Raw genomic sequence first — 16,840 nt, forward strand, 5'->3', positions numbered from 1 at the left:
AGATTGAGAAAAATATTGCTTAAGATGTGTGCTGAGGAAATAAACTTTGTAAAAAACGCGAAAACTGTTGGTGTTGCGATGCTAGGAAGTTTTGCGTTGGAGCATTCTTAATAGAAGTGATCACTTTAATCTGATCCATCTCTGAAGAAGGTTTGTTCTCAGCACGTTCACGTTTTTGTTGAGTCAATGCGCGTTCGATAGGTGTTAAAGACTTTTCAGCTACATTAGAGTTTTGTAGTGATTTAGCAGGGTTTTGTAACGCTGCTGCATGTGTCTGGCTCATACCAAAAACACATAAAGTTAAGCTTAACGCTTGTAAATAGCACAAATTCATTTCAATTTTCCCCTATTTTGAATTTATTGTAAGAGTAATTAGGTTTACATTTTAACCATAAAATTCACAAAAGTACAAATGCATCACACTTTCTTGCAATTTGTTATTCAAAAATCCTTAAGTTACTCAACCTGTAGCTGAAATAAATTTTGCCTCTTTTTATCAATAAAATATGGAGATTCGGTGAAGATATGATGTTAGGGGGTAAAATTTAAAGAGAGTTTATGTGATAAAAATGCAATTCATATGAATAAAATTTATATAAAATTTAAATATTTACAATGAATTAATTCGTCTATTGAATACATTGTGACTGAAGTAAATAAAAAATATAGTGCAATTCATAAATGTAATAAAAAAGAGATTTTAATGAATAAGCACTTTTTCAATAAATTATTGGGCACAATGAGTATTGGGGCATTGTTGTTCAGTATGACTGCACAGGCGAATATATCATTTTTAAATGTTTCTTATGATCCCACTCGCGAATTTTATCAAGAATATAACCAAAGTTTCGGTGAGTTTTGGAAAAAACGTACTGGTCAAGAGGTGCAATTTAAGCAATCTCATGGTGGATCTGGGAAACAAGCACGTGCTGTAGCAACAGGATTACAAGCAGATGTTGTGACCTTGGCACTTGCAAATGATATTGAAGAAATTGTAAAAGCAGGTTATATCAATAAAAATTGGCAAAAAGAATTTCCAAATAATTCAGCACCCTATACATCTACCATTGTTTTTTTAGTAAAAAAGGGCAATCCAAAAAATATCAAAGACTGGAATGATTTAGTCAAACCTGGTGTTGAGATCATTACCCCGAACCCAAAAACAGGTGGTGCGCCACGCTGGATTTATTTATCTGCATGGGGCTATGCGCTTAAACAGCCTGCTGGAAATGATGCGAAAGCTCGTGAATTAGTCAAACGACTATACAAAAATGTCAAAGTGTTAGATTCAGGAGCCCGTGGATCACTCACGACCTTTGCTGAACGTGGAATTGGTGATGTTTTACTGTCTTGGGAAAATGAAGCGCTCTTAGCGACGCAAGGTTTGAGTCAAGATAAATTTGAAATTATTTATCCATCCATTTCAATCCTAGCTGAGCCTTCTGTTGCCATCGTGGATAAAACCGTTGATAGAAATGGGAATCGTAATCTCGCAAAAGGATATCTTAACTATCTGTATTCACCTTTGGGGCAGGAATTAGCAGCTAAACATAATTTTAGACCACGTAATGAAAAAATCGCAGCTAAATACAGTGCTAAATTTCCAAAGGTACAATTATTTACCATCGATAAAGTATTTGGTGGTTGGGCGAAAGCGCAGCAAACGCACTTTGTAAATGGCGCGATTTACGACCAAATTTCAGCAGAAAAATAATCTACTTTTAGACCTTATATGAATGGATCGCGACATGTTATCCATTTTTTCTTATAAGTAATACATAAAATACTATATATTTGAATATAGGCTGTGTTTAAGATGATTTATGAATTAATTCATAAACTTGAAAGAAAAAATGGTAGCAATATAACGTAAACCACATCTCCAAATTAAATTGATGAATATGATTTTATTTCATATATTTAGCTTAATTATGTATATCTAGATTTTTGACTATGAAAATTCAATTTAAAGCCTTGCTTACAGCGGGCTTACTCGCAACAGGTTTATCGTTCAGTGTATCTTCTCAAGCAGCACAACGTGATTTCCTGAACGTATCTTATGATGCGACTCGTGAATTTTATGATGAGTTTAATCAGTCATTTGGTCAATATTGGCAGTCAAGAACTGGAGTGAAAGTCAACTTTAAACAATCTCATGGTGGCTCAGGTAAACAAGCACGCTCTGTGGTTGATGGCTTGAAAGGTGACGTTGTCACTTTGGCTTTGGCAAATGATATTGAAGAGATCGTGAAATCGGGTCAAATCAATAAAGGATGGCAAAAAGAGTTCCCTTATAACTCTGCACCTTATACATCAACCATTGTTTTTATGGTGCGTAAAGGTAACCCTAAAAAAATTCAGGATTGGCAAGATCTTGTTAAGCCGGGTGTAGAAATCATCACACCAAACCCTAAAACAGGTGGTCTACCACGCTGGGTATATTTATCAGCTTGGGGTTATGCACTCAAACAACCAGGTGGTAATGAAGCGAAAGCAAAAGACTTTGTTGGCAAGATGTACCATAACGTCAAAGTGATGGACTCTGCGGCGCGCGCTTCTATGACGACATTTGCTGAGCGTAAAATTGGCGATGTGTTGCTCACTTGGGAAAATGAAGCACTGGTCACTCAAAAAGCCTTGGGCAAAGATCAGTTTGATATTGTTTATCCATCTATTTCGATTTTAACAGAGCCTTCTGTTGCCATCGTTGATCGTACTGTAGATAAAAATGGCAATAAATGGTTGGCAACTGGCTATATCAACTATTTATATTCACCATTAGGTCAGGAGATGGCTGCTAAGCATTTCTATCGTCCGCGTAATGCTGAAGTGTTAGCAAAATACTCAAAACAATTTCCTAAGTTAAAAACATTTACCATTGATGAGGTTTTTGGTGGTTGGGCAAAAGCACAACAAGCACATTTTGTGAATGGTGCGATTTTTGATCAGATTTATAACAGCCGTCGTTAATATACCGAAGTAATTGAAATTCAATAAAAAAGCCTCTAAGTGAGGCTTTTTTATTTGAACATTCCAGTGAATGAAACGGTTTTGCCTATAGAAAGTAAAATTTACCTACAAAAAGTCGTTTGGAGCTTTATTAAAACAAGGTAATAATGTGCAGTTAAATTTTTAGATGTTCTGAAACGTTATTATGTCGCATATTTCTGTATTACTTCATGAAACTGTAGATGCTCTATTGGGTGGGCGTAATACAGGGATTTATGTAGATGGCACCTTTGGTCGAGGAGGTCATACTCGACTTCTCTTGTCCAAATTAGATGAACATTCTCGTGTCTATGCCTTTGATAAAGATCCGCAGGCTTTGGCTGTGGCTGCTCAGTTAGAACAAGAAGATCCAAGATTTACCATTATTCATGCAAGTTTTGCAGATATTAAAACAGCCTTAAATCAACGCGGTGTTGATACTGTCGATGGTGTTATGGCAGATTTAGGTGTGTCATCACCACAACTTGATCAGGCCGAACGTGGTTTCAGCTTTATGAAAGACGGTCCACTGGATATGCGAATGGACAACTCTCAAGGCTTAACTGCAGCGCAATGGTTGGTTGAAGTTGATGAAGAGCATTTAGCGAATATTATTTTTCAATATGGTGAAGAACGATATAGCCGCCGCATTGCGAAAGCGATTAAAGCAGCAGGTTATATTGAGACTACAGGTCAATTGGCTGAAATTGTAAAAGTTGCCCATCCGAAATGGGAAAAGAATAAGCATGCTGCGACACGTACATTCCAAGCAATTCGAATTGAAATCAATAAAGAATTAGAAGATGTGCATGCTTTTTTACCTGAAGCGCTGGATATGCTTCATAATGGAGGTCGATTAGCGGTCATCAGTTTCCATTCCTTAGAAGATCGAATTATTAAACAATTTATTCAAAAAGAGTCGACTTTAGCTGAGGATGATGGTTGGGGCTTGCCTCAGAAACCTAAAGAAACTCGTCGCTTGAAAAAAATTGATCGCGTACGTGCGAGTGAAGAAGAAGTGAAACAAAATCCGCGTTCTAGAAGTGCTTGGTTGCGAGTTGCAGAGCGAATAAATTTTAAAGGCGAATAATGAAAAAGGAAAAAGACGTAGAACAACAGGAACCTGTAGCAACGCCCTTGGTGCGAAAAAAAATACTGATCTATAGCATTTTAACCGCTATGGTCATGGTGAGCGCATTTATGGTGGTCTATCAGGTCTATTCTTATCGTCAAGATTTTCGTGAATTCAATACGCATATGCGTGAGCTTGAAGACATCAATGCTGAATGGGGTCGTCTACTTATTGAGCAACAGACATTTGGAGCGACTGCACAGATTGGGACACGTGCAGTGACACAATTACGTATGTATTCACCACCAACATCACAGACTGTGGTGATTTCACTTCCTGCTGAAACCGCGAAAAATCAATAGGCACGCTGAATGGTTGATAAAAGCAAAACAAAACAAACACGTAAAAAACAGCAGCCAATTACACAGAAAAGAACCGTTGCTGTAGATATGTGGCGTTTCTATTTAATGTGGGGCTTAGTCCTGATATTTTTTGTGGTATTGGTTGCACGTGCCTTTTATGTTCAAATTGTGAACAAAGACTTTTTGCAAAATAAAGCCAACGCTAAAATTTTACGTACTGAAAAATTAAGTGCGATGCGAGGGGTTATTAGCGACCGTAATGGCGTTCCCTTGGCAATTAGTACACCAATTATGAAGGTGGTGATTGATCCTCAACATTATTTTGAAACTAAAGCAACTTTTGATGAAATTACTGAAGAGTTAAAAAAGAATCCAACCAGTCGAAAATTAAAAAATCAGTTACCACAGGAAAACCTGAATTTAGATGAGCTAGCAGATGCAGTTGGGCTGGATCGAGCTGACCTCAAAAAGCGTGTTCAAGATCGAGCTCGTTCACGTTATTTAGTATTGAAAAAAGAAGTACCACCTGCTCAAGCGGCTCTGTTAGCACAACGCAATTTTGCTGGCGTATATTCTGAAAAATCATATAAACGTTATTACCCACAACCACAACCCAACTCTCAAATCATTGGTTTAACCAATACCGAGGGAACAGGGATTGAAGGTTTGGAGATGCAGCTGAATAAGCGGCTTGCAGGGGTCAATGGCGAACAGAAAATTGTACGTGATAAGCATGGTAACCGTGTTCAAGTTCCAGAAGTTATTAAAGAAGTTGAAGCTGGGGAAAATATTACACTGAGTATTGATTCTCGATTGCAATATATTATGTATCGAGAGCTTACCGCGGTAGGTGTAGCAAATAATGCACGTTCTGCTACAGCAATTGCGGTCGATGTCAAAACCGGTGAAATTCTAGCGATGACCAGTTGGCCGTCGTATAACCCGAATGATAAAAAAAGTTTATCCAATAAAGATGCAATGCGAAATCGCGGTGCAGTTGACTCGTTTGAACCAGGTTCGACGATGAAACCATTAACGGTGGCGATGGCGCTTGAAAGTGGTAAGTACACTGCAAACTCAGTCGTTAATACCACGCCAGGGTCGATGCGTGTCGGTAATCATACAATTCGTGATACGCATAATTATGGAGCGCTTACTTTAGGTGGCATTATTCAAAAATCCTCCAACGTAGGTGTAGCGAAAATTGCCTTGTCTTTGCCTTATCCGACTTTACCAACGTTCTATAAGCGTCTTGGTTTTGGACAGCGTTCGGCTGTTAAATTCCCTGGTGAAAGTCCAGGTCTGATCTTACCGCCAAGTAAATGGAATATTTCAGAAGTTGCAACCATGTCCTATGGATATGGTCTCAATGCCACGGTACTGCAATTGGCAGACGCTTATGCCATGTTGGCAAATAAAGGGAAGAAAGTCCCTTTAAGTTTGTACAAGTTGGATAAAGCTCCTCAAGGTGAACAAATGATTGATCCTAAAATTGCGGATCAAGTCTTGTTAATGATGGAGACAGCAACATTGCCAGGCGGTACAGCGACTCGTGCTCAAATACCAGGTTATCGCGTTGCAGGTAAAACGGGTACAGCACACAAATTACGTGCTGACCGTAAAGGTTATTCGACCAATGAATATCGAGCTTTATTTGCAGGTGTTGCACCTGTAAGTGATCCACGTTTGGCGATGGTCGTCGTGGTCGAAAATCCAAAAGGCACATATTACGGTGGTACTGTCTCAGCACCTGTTTTCGCAAAAGTAATGCAGGAATCGCTGAGACTATTAAACGTACCATTGGATAAACCCTTAGATACTCCAAAATCCATTCCATAGGTGATGAATGTCGATTACATTTCAACAAATCTACGCTGTAGATCATCCAGCAGAATGGATGCAACAAGCATTTAATGGCTTCCAATTAGATAGTCGTAAAGTTGAAGCGGGACAAGTGTTTATTGCTTTGACTAGTCTTTCTCAACCTGAAAAAACTGCAGAGTATGCACAGAAGGCACTAGATCTTGGTGCTTTGGCTATTATTTCAGAACAAGATTTAGGTTTAACGCCAAGTTTGATCGTTCCGAATGTGCGTATGCTCATGGGACAATGGCAGAAAGATTATTTGCAACTGACACAGCCAGTAAATCCACTTCGAGTATTGGCTGTCACGGGAACCAATGGTAAAACGACCATTTCAAGGCTTGTTGCAGAGCTATTGGTGTTAAGCAAACACCCATGTGCGGTGATGGGGACGACAGGGAATGGGATTTTACCTCACCTTGAAGCATCTACACATACCACGTTAGATGCGTTGCATATGCAAAATCAATTGCATACTTATGCTCAGCAGGGAGCTAAGTTTGCTGCTATTGAAGCAAGCTCCCATGGTCTTGAACAGGGGCGTCTCAATGGAACGGCAATTGAAATTGCAGCTTACAGTAATTTAAGTCGCGATCATTTGGATTATCACAAGACTTTAGAGGCCTATGCAGAAGCTAAATCACGCTTATTTCAGTTTGAGAGTCTTAAAGTTGCAATTATCAATATCGATGATGCTTACGCAAATATCATGCTCAAAGCGGCGGAGCAAAATCCAGCAAAACCTAAAATTTTAACTTACTCCACCACTCAACCCGCGGATTACCGTGTTGAAGAGATTCAATATAGTTTAGACGGGGTTCATTTTAAATTGGTGACCAAGTCCCAAAGCTATTTAGTGCATAGTCCGTTATTGGGTCATTTTAATATTGAAAATGTAGTTGCGAGCTTAATCTCTGTTGAACAGGCGGGTTTAGATTTATCTCAGTTAGTCGTTTTAGTTCCTCAGCTAAAAGGCGCGCCAGGGCGTATGCAAGTGTTGCGTGATCAAGATCGTTTGTTTGTCGTGGATTATGCGCACACTCCTGATGCATTAGTTCAGGTTCTTCAAACATTAAAACGTCATGTTTCACAGCAATTATGGGCTGTGTTTGGGTGCGGTGGTGATCGTGATCGCGGTAAACGACCATTAATGACACAGGCTGCTTTAGATCATGCAGATGTTGTATTGCTCACCTCAGATAATCCACGTACTGAAAACCCAGAACAAATTTTTGCTGACATGAAGGCTGGAATTGAATTTTTGAACAGAGAGGTTCATGAAATTCATGATCGTCGTGAAGCGATTAAGTTTGCAGTGAAAACAGCGAAAGCAGGTGACATTGTTGTGATTGCAGGTAAAGGCCACGAAAATTATCAAGAGATTGATGGTGTTCGTCATTGGTTTGATGATGTGGTAGAAGTCCAAGCAGCCATTAAAGGTCAGCATGCGACTGAGCCAGCATCTTATCCAGCAGACTAAGGAATCATTATGCACACATCTACTACAAGTACTGCGACACTTGTCCCATGGACTTTGTCTGATCTTGTTGCTGCAACTCAAGGGTATTGGTTGAATGATAAAAAACCGACTGGAGAAGTAAAGCGTATTTTGACAGACTCACGTCATGCGGAGTCGGGGGATGCTTTTTTAGCCCTGAAAGGTGAGCGTTTTGATGCGCATGAGTTTGTTCAACAAGTGGCTGAAAGAGGCTGTCAGATTGCGATTGTTGAGCGGCCTTTAGACATTGATATTTGTCAGTTGGTGGTAACAGATACGAGATTAGCATTAGGTATGCTTGGTGCATTTCGTCGCGCTCAACATGCGCAATTAAAAGTTATCGCACTGACTGGTAGTAGCGGCAAAACCACGACTAAAGAAATGCTTGGTAGTATTCTTGCTCGCAAAGCACCGACATTGATCACGCGAGGTAATCTCAATAATGATCTGGGTGTGCCTATGATGCTATTGGAGCTTCGACCAGATCATGAATATGCAGTGATGGAGCTCGGAGCAAGTCATCAAGGAGAAATTGACTATACCTCGAAGCTCGTTCAACCTCATGTTGCGGGTATTATTAATATTGGTACGGCTCATCTTGGTGAGTTCGGTGGGCGTGACGGAATTTGTAAAGCTAAATCTGAAATCTATGGTCATGTTTCAGAAACTTCGATCGTACCAGCAGCTGATGATTATGTAGATCAGATCCGTCAAAGTGTGAAAACAACAAAAACTTTAAGTTTTGGAGAAGGTGGTGATGTCTATGCTTCAGATATTCAGCTGAATCCACAAAGTGCACAATTTAAATTACATACGCCTGTAGGTGTCCAACCCGTGGATTTACCTTTTGCTGGTGAGCATAATGTTCAAAATGCTTTGGCTGCTGCTGCATTTGCATTGTCATTAAATATCAGCTTGGATGATATTGTCACGGGTTTAGAACAAGCTGTGGGTGCAAAGGGGCGTTTGAATTTTATTCAAAAAAATGATTTTTTATTTATCGATGATACATACAATGCCAATCCGACGTCGATGCGTGCAGCGGGTGAAGTGCTTGCAAAGCAAGAAGGTATTCGTGTCATGGTGATTGGGGATATTGGTGAGTTAGGTCCGACTGCTGCTCAACAACATTATTTACTCGGGCGAGATTTGGTTTCGATTCGCGGACTCAACTTTGTTGTTGCTGTTGGTGAGTTTGCACCAGCAACACAGGAAGGCGCACGTAGTACTCAGTACGGGAAAAAGTTACAAGCTTTCCTCAATCAAGAGCAAGCTCTACCATTTTTAATTAGTCTAATCGAAACACATCAACCGCAAAAAATGAGTTTCTTATTCAAAGGTTCTCGTTATACCCATATGGAAACGTTGATGGCAGATTTGATGGAGAAACTCTAAATGCTGTTATGGTTATTTGAACAACTTTCCGGCTATCACAGCTCGTTCCAAGTGGTTCGTTATTTAACATTACGTGCGCTGCTCAGTGTCTTGACAGCACTCACGATAGGTCTAGTCCTTGGTCCTGTCATGATCCGTAAGTTACAAGCTTTAAAATATGGCCAAGCGGTAAGTTCTTTCGCTCCGGAAAACCATGCCAAAAAAATGGGAACACCAACCATGGGTGGTCTCCTTATTTTGCTTTCTATTGGGATTTCAACTTTACTTTGGGCAGATCTTTCAAACCCTTATGTTTGGATTGTGCTTGGCGTGATGGTGATATTTGGCGCCGTAGGTTGGGCGGATGATTGGATTAAAATCCGTTATAAAGACAATGCAGGTTTGCCAGCGCGTAAGAAGTTTTTTTGGACATCTGTCGCTTCTTTGGGTGCAGGGATATCACTCTACGTAATTGCGACTCAGCAAACTAATCCTGTACACACTGCGAATATGTTGGATTTGCTGATCCCTTTCTTTAAAGATCTTACAATTCCTTTATCGGTAATCCCTTTAGGGATCGGTTTTATCATATTCACTTATTTAGTGATTAACGGTGCGTCGAATGCTGTTAACCTGACTGACGGTTTAGATGGTCTTGCAATTATGCCAATTGTATTGGTTGCGGCGGGCCTAGGGGTGTTTGCTTATTTGGCGGGTGATGTTCGTTTTGCAAATTATTTACATATTCCCTATGTGAAATATTCATCTGAACTCGTTGTTATTTGTGCTGCAATGATAGGTGCAGGTTTAGCATTCCTTTGGTATAACGCGCATCCTGCACAAGTATTTATGGGAGATGTTGGTGCCTTGTCGCTTGGAGCGATGCTGGGAACTATTGCGGTGATGGTACGTCAGGAAATTGTATTTGCAATTATGGCGGGTGTATTTGTAGTCGAAGCAGTTTCTGTATTCTTACAAATCGGTTCGCTTCGTATGCGAAATAAACGTGTTTTCCTTATGGCGCCGTTACATCATCACTATGAAAAGAAAGGATGGCGTGAAACACAGGTGGTCATCCGTTTCTGGATTATCACAATTATGCTGGTAGTTTTAGGTCTAATGACCTTAAAATTGCGCTAAGCAAGAATCAAATGAGATCAAGTCGGCTTATGCCGGCTTTTTTCATCGCTAAAATATTTTGGAGAAAATGATGAATCTGTTGATGTGTCCTGTTTGTCGCGAGGCATTGGCGCTTGAGGGGAAAACATGGCGCTGCAAGAGTAATCATAGTTACGATATTGCAAAGCAAGGTTATGTGAATTTGCATGTCGTACAGCATAAACATAGTAAAAATCCTGGGGATACCCCCGAGTCTGTTCAAGCTAGACGGTCGTTTTTATCAGCGGGATTTTATGCGCCATTACAGCAAGCTGTCGTTGCTAGAATCCGAGAATTACGTATTGAAAATCTTTTAGATATTGGTTGCGGTGAAGGATATTACACCAATGCAATGGAAGCTGAAGCGATACAAGTTGTGGGGGTGGATATTGCTAAAACTGCAGTTCAGGTAGCAGCAAAATTAAATCAAAATGTCACTTGGGTTGTGGGTACGGGGGCTGTGTTGCCTGTTTTAAGCGAGACCATCGATTTATGTACCAGTTTATTTAGTCCTATTCCCGAGGCGGAAATATTACGTGTATTAAAACCATCGGGGTATTTAATGGTTGTTACCCCAGGTCCACAACATTTATATAAAATGCGGGAAGCACTATTTGAAGAAGTTAAGGCACATGAGCCACATAAATTTGTAGCACAGTTGAGCGAGCACTTTGAGTTAATTGATGAAAGCTTAATTCAGGCACCATTGGTGTTGAACCAAAATGACCTAAAGTGTCTTATCGCAATGACGCCATATGCTTATAAGGCCAAACCTGAACGGCGTGAGCAATTAGAGCAAGTTGAAAAATTTGAACTGAGTGCGGAGTTTCAGATCTATATTTTAAAAAAGAAAAGTTAAAAGAAGCCCTCTTTTAGAGGGCTTTATTTTGGTTATTGAACTTGATTAATCAAATTTTCGATTGAATCTCGTTTAACTTGTGGTGTTGAATTCATATCCGGTGGTGTCGACGACGTCGGCGTTAACGGTTGATCGTTATCTGGTAGATCATCAAAATCGCGATCATTCGTTGGTGCTACCACTGGAGCAGGGCGATAAATTGGACGAGCTAAAGGTGGAGTTTTATCTTTTTGCTCATGGTTTAATGTATGTACACGACCACGTTGTTCTCGAGTTAAAGGAGCTTTTGCATTTTTATCTAAACTTACCCAAGCATATGGTGTATTGGCAAGCGACTTCTCCATAAAGTCACTCCAAATTGGAAGAGCAGCGATACCCCCATATTCACGACGACCTAGCGTAGTCGGTTGGTCGAAACCTACCCATGAAACTGCGACTAGATTGCCGTTAAAGCCAGCGAACCAAGCATCTTTTGCATCATTGGTTGTTCCTGTTTTACCTCCTAAATCACCACGACCAATTTTTAATGCTGCGCGACCAGTACCATGCTGAATTACGTCTCGTAAAATATTCGCCATATCAAATGCTGAACTGGATTTTAAAATTCGATGTGCTTGACGATATTGGCTGCGCTCTTCATCGGTTAAAGTGGGTTGCTTATCCTCTAAAGACTGATTGGTAACTTCAATAATTTCGTCGTCTGGTGTTGTTGCTTCAGCAGAGGTTGTATCTTGCTTCTGAGATTTAATACATGAAATACATGCGTATTCTGGATTGGCTTGATAAATCACTTTGCCGTAAGCATCCTCAATACGGCTAATGAAGTGAGGTTGCACGCGGAAACCGCCATTGGCAATCGCGGCATAGCCTGTTGCCATTTGCACAGGGAGTACTTGAGGTGTTCCTAATGCAATCGTGTAGTTACGTGGAATCTGATCTTCCTGCAAACCAAAATCCATAAACAATTGGCGAGTACGTTCTAGACCGACTGTTTGTAAAAGGCGAACAGAGACAGTATTACGTGACAAATATAAAGCCCGACGTAATGGAATCATCCCCAGATAGCGCCCATCAGAATTGCGTGGTGACCATTTACCAATGGTAATGGGATTATCACTAACCATGGTATGCGGCGTCATACCTCGTTCAAGTGCAAGCGAGTAGACAAATGGTTTGATAATAGAGCCAGGTTGACGCCAACCTTGCAGTGCACGGTTAAATTTCGATTGATAAAAATTATATCCACCAACGATCGCGACAATGGAACCATCATTTGGGTTAAGTGCAATTAACTGACCTTGTACACGAGGCACCTGTACCAAGGACCACATACTACGATTTTGATTTGGACGTAGACGAACAATATCTTTGACTTTTACAATTTGTGAGGCATTGCTCGGTGCACCACCCACACTATTGGCATTGCGATAGCGTCTCGCCCAAGACATGCCAGACCAAGGAACAGTGACTGATGAACCATCTTGTAAAGTTGCTTCAAAAGAATTACTTAAAACTTTAGTGACTTCAGCAGGATAGGTGTTTGCAAATGGTACAAAGTCTTTTAATGGTTTGTCATGGGCTTCTGGGCCACGCCATCCATGACGACGGTCATAACTTTCTAAACCAACACGAACTGCTTCTTCGGCAAAGGCTTGACGATTGTAATCAATAGTGGTGTAAACCTTATATCCTGAATCGATCGCGAGATCGCCAAATTTTTTGACGAGTTCAGAACGAACCATTTCACCGACATAAGGGAATTTATTGTTAATACCGCGATCAGGCATGTCCAAAGCGATAGGCTCTGATACTGCATCTTCATATTCAATTTGACTAATATAACCCAACTGTAGCATACGACCTAAAATCCAATTGCGACGTTCTAACGCACGTTCAGGATTGGCCACAGGATTATACTTAGAGGGTGCTTTAGGTAATCCTGCAATCATTGCCATTTGGGCAATTGAAAGATCGTCTAAATTCTTGTTGTAATAAATTTTTGCTGCTGCGGCGATGCCATAAGCATTTTTACCGAGGAAAATTTTATTGACGTAGAGAGTAAGAATTTCTTCTTTTGATAATTTTTGTTCAATTTTACGTGCTAAGAAAATTTCGGTGAGTTTGCGCTTGAGAGTTCGTTCTGGTGTTAAATAATAGTTTTTAGCCACCTGCATGGTAATTGTAGAACCACCAGTTTGAATGTCAGAACCCGTGATCGATTCACTGACTGCACGTCCTAAACTTTTAAAACTAATACCGCTATGCTCAAAAAAAGAAGAGTCTTCTGCAGCTAAAAAAGCATGAATAAAATCTTGTGGGATTTGCTCATATTCAACTGGAACAGAAAGTTTGCCACCATATTCTGCGATTAATTGGTTATCTGCTGTATAAACTTGCAGCGGTTTTAATAATGGAGCCTTCTTAAAAGCAGTCATCTCTGGCAAAGATGGTGCAATATAGAGATACATTCCATAAAATCCCATTGGAATTGTGACTAAGATAATGATAATCAGCAAAAAAAAAGGGTGAATCTGTCCACAACAAGATAGCTTTTTCATAACAAGTAAGTTTTAATAGGTGCTAAAGGCAAACTAATAGAAGGTCAGTATAGCTTCTCATTTAACGGAATGTTAGTTGAGTTATTATATCCGCAAAAAAATTAGACCAAGTGTAGTTAGTTTGTATTGTGCTGTTGTTGGGGACAAAAAAATAATAGGAATTGCATTGTGCTTAGACTATATCGTAAGCCAAATAAGGGGTTAGTGGGGGTAGATGTTAGTTCGACCTCTGTTAAGCTATTAGAGCTATCAGTTAAAAACGGTCGCTATTGGGTTGAAAGTTACGGGTTAAGTCCATTGGTTGATGGAAGTGTTGTTGAAAAAAACATCCTCAATCAGGATAACGTGGCTGATGCTTTAGAGCGCGCGATTAATATTGCAAATCCGCAATCAACGAATGCTGCTTTTGCAGTGCCTACGTCTATGGTGATTCACAAGGTCATCGAGATGGATGCCGACATGAGCGATGATGAGCGTGAAGTTCAGATTCGTATGGATGCTGAGCAATATATCCCATTCCCACTTGACGAAGTCAGTTTAGACTTTGAAGTGCTTCCTGAGCGATTAAACAATCCAAACAGAGTGAACGTTCTACTCGTTGCGACACGTACTGAAAACGTGGACTCTCGTATTGAAGTATTGGATTTGGTCGGCCTTACCCCAAAAGTTGCCGATGTTGAAAGCTATGCACTGGAACGTAGTTTTGAAGTCTTTGCAGATACATTGCCGATTGGTGCAAATCTTGTTGGCGTTCTTGATATTGGTCATACCATGACGACTTTGTCAGTCATGCAAAATGGCAAAATTATTTACACGCGCGAACAAGTGTTTGGCGGTAAGCAATTGACTCAAGATGTGCAAAATCGTTATGGCTTATCTTATGATGAAGCTGGGCGTGCTAAAAAAGATAACACCTTACCAGATGACTTTGAAACAGAAGTTTTAATGCCATTCCTTGATGCAGTGATTCAACAAGCAGCGCGTTCATTACAGTTCTTTTTCTCTTCTTCTCAATTTAACGAGATTGATCATATTTTATTGGCGGGTGGTAATGCCAATATCCCAGGTCTTGCAAAAATGATGCAACAAAAATTGGGATATCGTGTCACTATTGCTAATCCATTTTTACAAATGGGCTTTTCTCCTCAAATCGACCTGAAAAAAATAGAAAATGATGCACCATCATTATTGGTGGCGTGTGGCTTGGCATTGAGGAGTTTTGATTAATGGCTAAAATTAATTTACTCCCTTGGCGCGAAGAGCTAAGAGAACAGCGAAAAAAGCAATTTGTTTATATCTGTATCGCAGTGGTATTACTTGCGATTTTATCGGTTTTAGCAGCTTGGTTCTTCTTGAATCATAAATTGCAAGACCAAGAACAAGCAAACCAACTTATTGTAAGCACCAATCAAAGTTTAGACGTTCAATTAAAATCCTTGGAAGGATTGCAAGAACGTCGAAATGCAGTGATTGAGCGGATGAAACTGATTCAAGGTCTTGAAGGTCAACGACCTGTTACTGTGCGTTTAGTAGATGAATTGGTACGTGTTGTTCCTGAAACGGTGTATCTGACGAAATTTACCCGTACTGGTAATAAATTTACCATCGAAGGTAAAGCAGAAAGTCCGAATGCGGTAGCAGAGTTATTACGTGGTTTAGAAGCTTCCCAGTGGTACCGAAATGCATTTATGAATTCATTCTTGGCTGCGCCAGAAGTGAAGGAAAAAGCACCAAGTTCGGTAATCCCTCGAGTTGAAGAGTCATACGGTACATTTATCGTGACTGTCGACTTGGGTGCGATTGCTCAACCGACATCAGAGATGGACGCGAATAATGTGGGAGGTGCACCATGAGTCGTAATGATTTAAATGACTTTGATTCAGATGTCACTGCACCAAAAAAGAAGTCCATGACTGTTGAAAAGTTCTTTCAGCAATTTAATACTTTGGACTCCAATAACTACGGTAGTTGGCCACTGTCTGTAAAAATTACCTGTTGGATTTTTATTTTCCTATTTGTTTGTGCTATTGGTTACTTTTTGGTGATTAAACCAAAACTTGAATCCATTGATCTTGCTAAAGCACAAGAGGCAAATTTACTGACAGAGTTTAAAGAAAAGGATTCTAAGCTCCGTAATTTGCAGCAATACCAAGCACAGTTGCAACAAATGGAAATGAATTTCAATGAGCAATTACAACAATTGCCAAAAGAAACAGAAATTCCAAGTTTAGTTGAGGACATCAACTTAACAGGTGTGAATTCAGGGCTCAAATTTAAAAATATCCGTCTCGAAAATGAAGTGGCTCAAGAATTCTTTATTGAGCAGCCAATTTCGATAGAAACGACAGGTGATTATCATTCATTTGGGCGTTTTGTGAGTGGAATTGCGTCTTTACCGCGTATCGTAACGTTACATGATTTTGTGATTACAGCGACGCCAAGTACAGATAAAAAATCTGATATTCCACTGATCAATTATTCATTAAAAGCCAAAACATATCGTTATGTTGCATCGACTGAAGATACGGTAGGTTCAGCGGTTGTTCCACCAGCTGATATGCCAGCAGGAGGACAATAATGAAATCATTTAAGCTTTTGTGCGGATTAGTTATTGCAACGACTATGGTGGGATGTGATTCGCGTATTGATGCGGTCAATCAAGAAATGGCGAATATTCGTAGCCAGCCGCCTTTACCCATAGAACCGGCACCTGTATTTAATCCAGTTCCAAATTTTCTTTACTCGGCGCATCAACTTCGAAGTCCATTCTTGCCAAACTCATTGGCAACAGAGCTAAGAATCATGTCGGGTAAACGTGTTTATCCTAATTTTAATCGTCAACCACAGCCTTTAGAAAGCTATGCATTGGAAACGTTAAACTTCAAAGGAAGTTTAAAACGTAACAATGGCCAGATTCTCGCTTTGATTCAAACCCCTGATGGTGAGATTGAACGTGTGCAACGTGGTAATTACATGGGGATGAACCAAGGGCGCATCGTGAAGATAACGCCGACTCAAATCGATCTGATTGAAATTGTTTCAGATGGTCGAGATGGTTATATCGAAAGACCAAGAAGCTTAGTGTTGCTTGGGCCTGTTGGTTAAGAC

15 protein-coding genes are annotated in these 16,840 nt (G+C 40.1%); 13 read left to right on the forward strand and 2 right to left on the reverse strand.

Translation table 11 applies throughout. The features are described from left to right. Positions 1-19 precede the first annotated feature (19 nt). Entirely contained in the window at positions 20-334 is a 315-nt protein-coding gene (locus AC1M9P_RS03455) for a DUF4179 domain-containing protein (RefSeq protein WP_481586727.1), read from the reverse strand. A 405-nt stretch (positions 335-739) separates the two neighbouring features. Between AC1M9P_RS03455 and AC1M9P_RS03460 the strand changes: the two genes are divergently transcribed. The 9 genes from AC1M9P_RS03460 to AC1M9P_RS03500 all read left to right on the forward strand — a co-directional run bounded on the left by AC1M9P_RS03460 (position 740) and on the right by AC1M9P_RS03500 (position 11,174). Further along, positions 740-1,714: a sulfate ABC transporter substrate-binding protein gene (locus AC1M9P_RS03460; protein ID WP_481586812.1), complete on the forward strand. Its 975-nt coding sequence runs from the start codon at positions 740-742 to the stop codon at positions 1,712-1,714. Positions 1,715-1,953: 239 nt separating this feature from the next. Continuing rightward, positions 1,954-2,970 (forward strand): sulfate ABC transporter substrate-binding protein, encoded by a 1,017-nt coding sequence (locus AC1M9P_RS03465; protein ID WP_179998869.1) that lies wholly within the window; start codon positions 1,954-1,956, stop codon positions 2,968-2,970. A gap of 184 nt (positions 2,971-3,154) precedes the next feature. Further along, positions 3,155-4,078, forward strand: coding sequence for a 16S rRNA (cytosine(1402)-N(4))-methyltransferase RsmH (rsmH, locus tag AC1M9P_RS03470; protein ID WP_481586728.1), 924 nt, complete (start codon positions 3,155-3,157; stop codon positions 4,076-4,078). Next, the gene (gene ftsL, locus AC1M9P_RS03475) at positions 4,078-4,422 is read left to right on the forward strand and encodes a cell division protein FtsL (protein ID WP_035263955.1); all 345 of its coding nucleotides are present in this window, start codon (positions 4,078-4,080) and stop codon (positions 4,420-4,422) included. Before rsmH ends, ftsL begins: the two co-directional genes overlap by 1 nt. Positions 4,423-4,431: 9 nt before the next feature. Next, the gene (ftsI, locus tag AC1M9P_RS03480) at positions 4,432-6,261 is read left to right on the forward strand and encodes a penicillin-binding protein PBP3 (protein ID WP_481586729.1); all 1,830 of its coding nucleotides are present in this window, start codon (positions 4,432-4,434) and stop codon (positions 6,259-6,261) included. Between the two features lie 7 nt (positions 6,262-6,268). Then, entirely contained in the window at positions 6,269-7,765 is a 1,497-nt protein-coding gene (locus AC1M9P_RS03485) for a UDP-N-acetylmuramoyl-L-alanyl-D-glutamate--2,6-diaminopimelate ligase (protein WP_481586730.1), read from the forward strand. A gap of 9 nt (positions 7,766-7,774) precedes the next feature. Further along, entirely contained in the window at positions 7,775-9,178 is a 1,404-nt protein-coding gene (locus AC1M9P_RS03490) for a UDP-N-acetylmuramoyl-tripeptide--D-alanyl-D-alanine ligase (protein ID WP_481586731.1), read from the forward strand. Next, the gene (gene mraY, locus AC1M9P_RS03495; RefSeq protein ID WP_092767279.1) at positions 9,179-10,297 is read left to right on the forward strand and encodes a phospho-N-acetylmuramoyl-pentapeptide-transferase; all 1,119 of its coding nucleotides are present in this window, start codon (positions 9,179-9,181) and stop codon (positions 10,295-10,297) included. Between the two features lie 70 nt (positions 10,298-10,367). Beyond that, on the forward strand, positions 10,368-11,174 hold the full coding sequence (locus tag AC1M9P_RS03500) for a putative RNA methyltransferase (RefSeq protein WP_481586732.1): 807 nt from the start codon (positions 10,368-10,370) through the stop codon (positions 11,172-11,174). Between the two features lie 32 nt (positions 11,175-11,206). On the opposite strand, the gene ponA is transcribed toward AC1M9P_RS03500, so the two are convergent. Beyond that, on the reverse strand, positions 11,207-13,732 hold the full coding sequence (ponA, locus tag AC1M9P_RS03505; RefSeq protein ID WP_481586733.1) for a penicillin-binding protein PBP1a: 2,526 nt from the start codon (positions 13,730-13,732) through the stop codon (positions 11,207-11,209). 168 nt (positions 13,733-13,900) lie between these two features. Between ponA and AC1M9P_RS03510 the strand changes: the two genes are divergently transcribed. Genes AC1M9P_RS03510 through AC1M9P_RS03525 form a run of 4 tightly spaced genes read left to right on the forward strand, consistent with a single transcriptional unit; the run spans position 13,901 to position 16,837 of the window. Continuing rightward, the gene (locus AC1M9P_RS03510; protein WP_035263966.1) at positions 13,901-14,959 is read left to right on the forward strand and encodes a pilus assembly protein PilM; all 1,059 of its coding nucleotides are present in this window, start codon (positions 13,901-13,903) and stop codon (positions 14,957-14,959) included. Next, complete coding sequence (locus AC1M9P_RS03515; protein WP_035263969.1) at positions 14,959-15,585, forward strand: PilN domain-containing protein; 627 nt, start codon at positions 14,959-14,961, stop codon at positions 15,583-15,585. The genes AC1M9P_RS03510 and AC1M9P_RS03515 overlap by 1 nt, the downstream gene beginning before the upstream one ends. Continuing rightward, positions 15,582-16,310, forward strand: coding sequence for a type IV pilus inner membrane component PilO (locus AC1M9P_RS03520; RefSeq protein ID WP_035263971.1), 729 nt, complete (start codon positions 15,582-15,584; stop codon positions 16,308-16,310). The genes AC1M9P_RS03515 and AC1M9P_RS03520 overlap by 4 nt, the downstream gene beginning before the upstream one ends. Next, positions 16,310-16,837, forward strand: a complete 528-nt coding sequence (locus AC1M9P_RS03525) for a pilus assembly protein PilP (protein WP_481586734.1) — start codon at positions 16,310-16,312, stop codon at positions 16,835-16,837. Before AC1M9P_RS03520 ends, AC1M9P_RS03525 begins: the two co-directional genes overlap by 1 nt. Positions 16,838-16,840 lie beyond the last annotated feature (3 nt).

Source organism: Acinetobacter sp. 25-47-122, assembly GCF_056779695.1.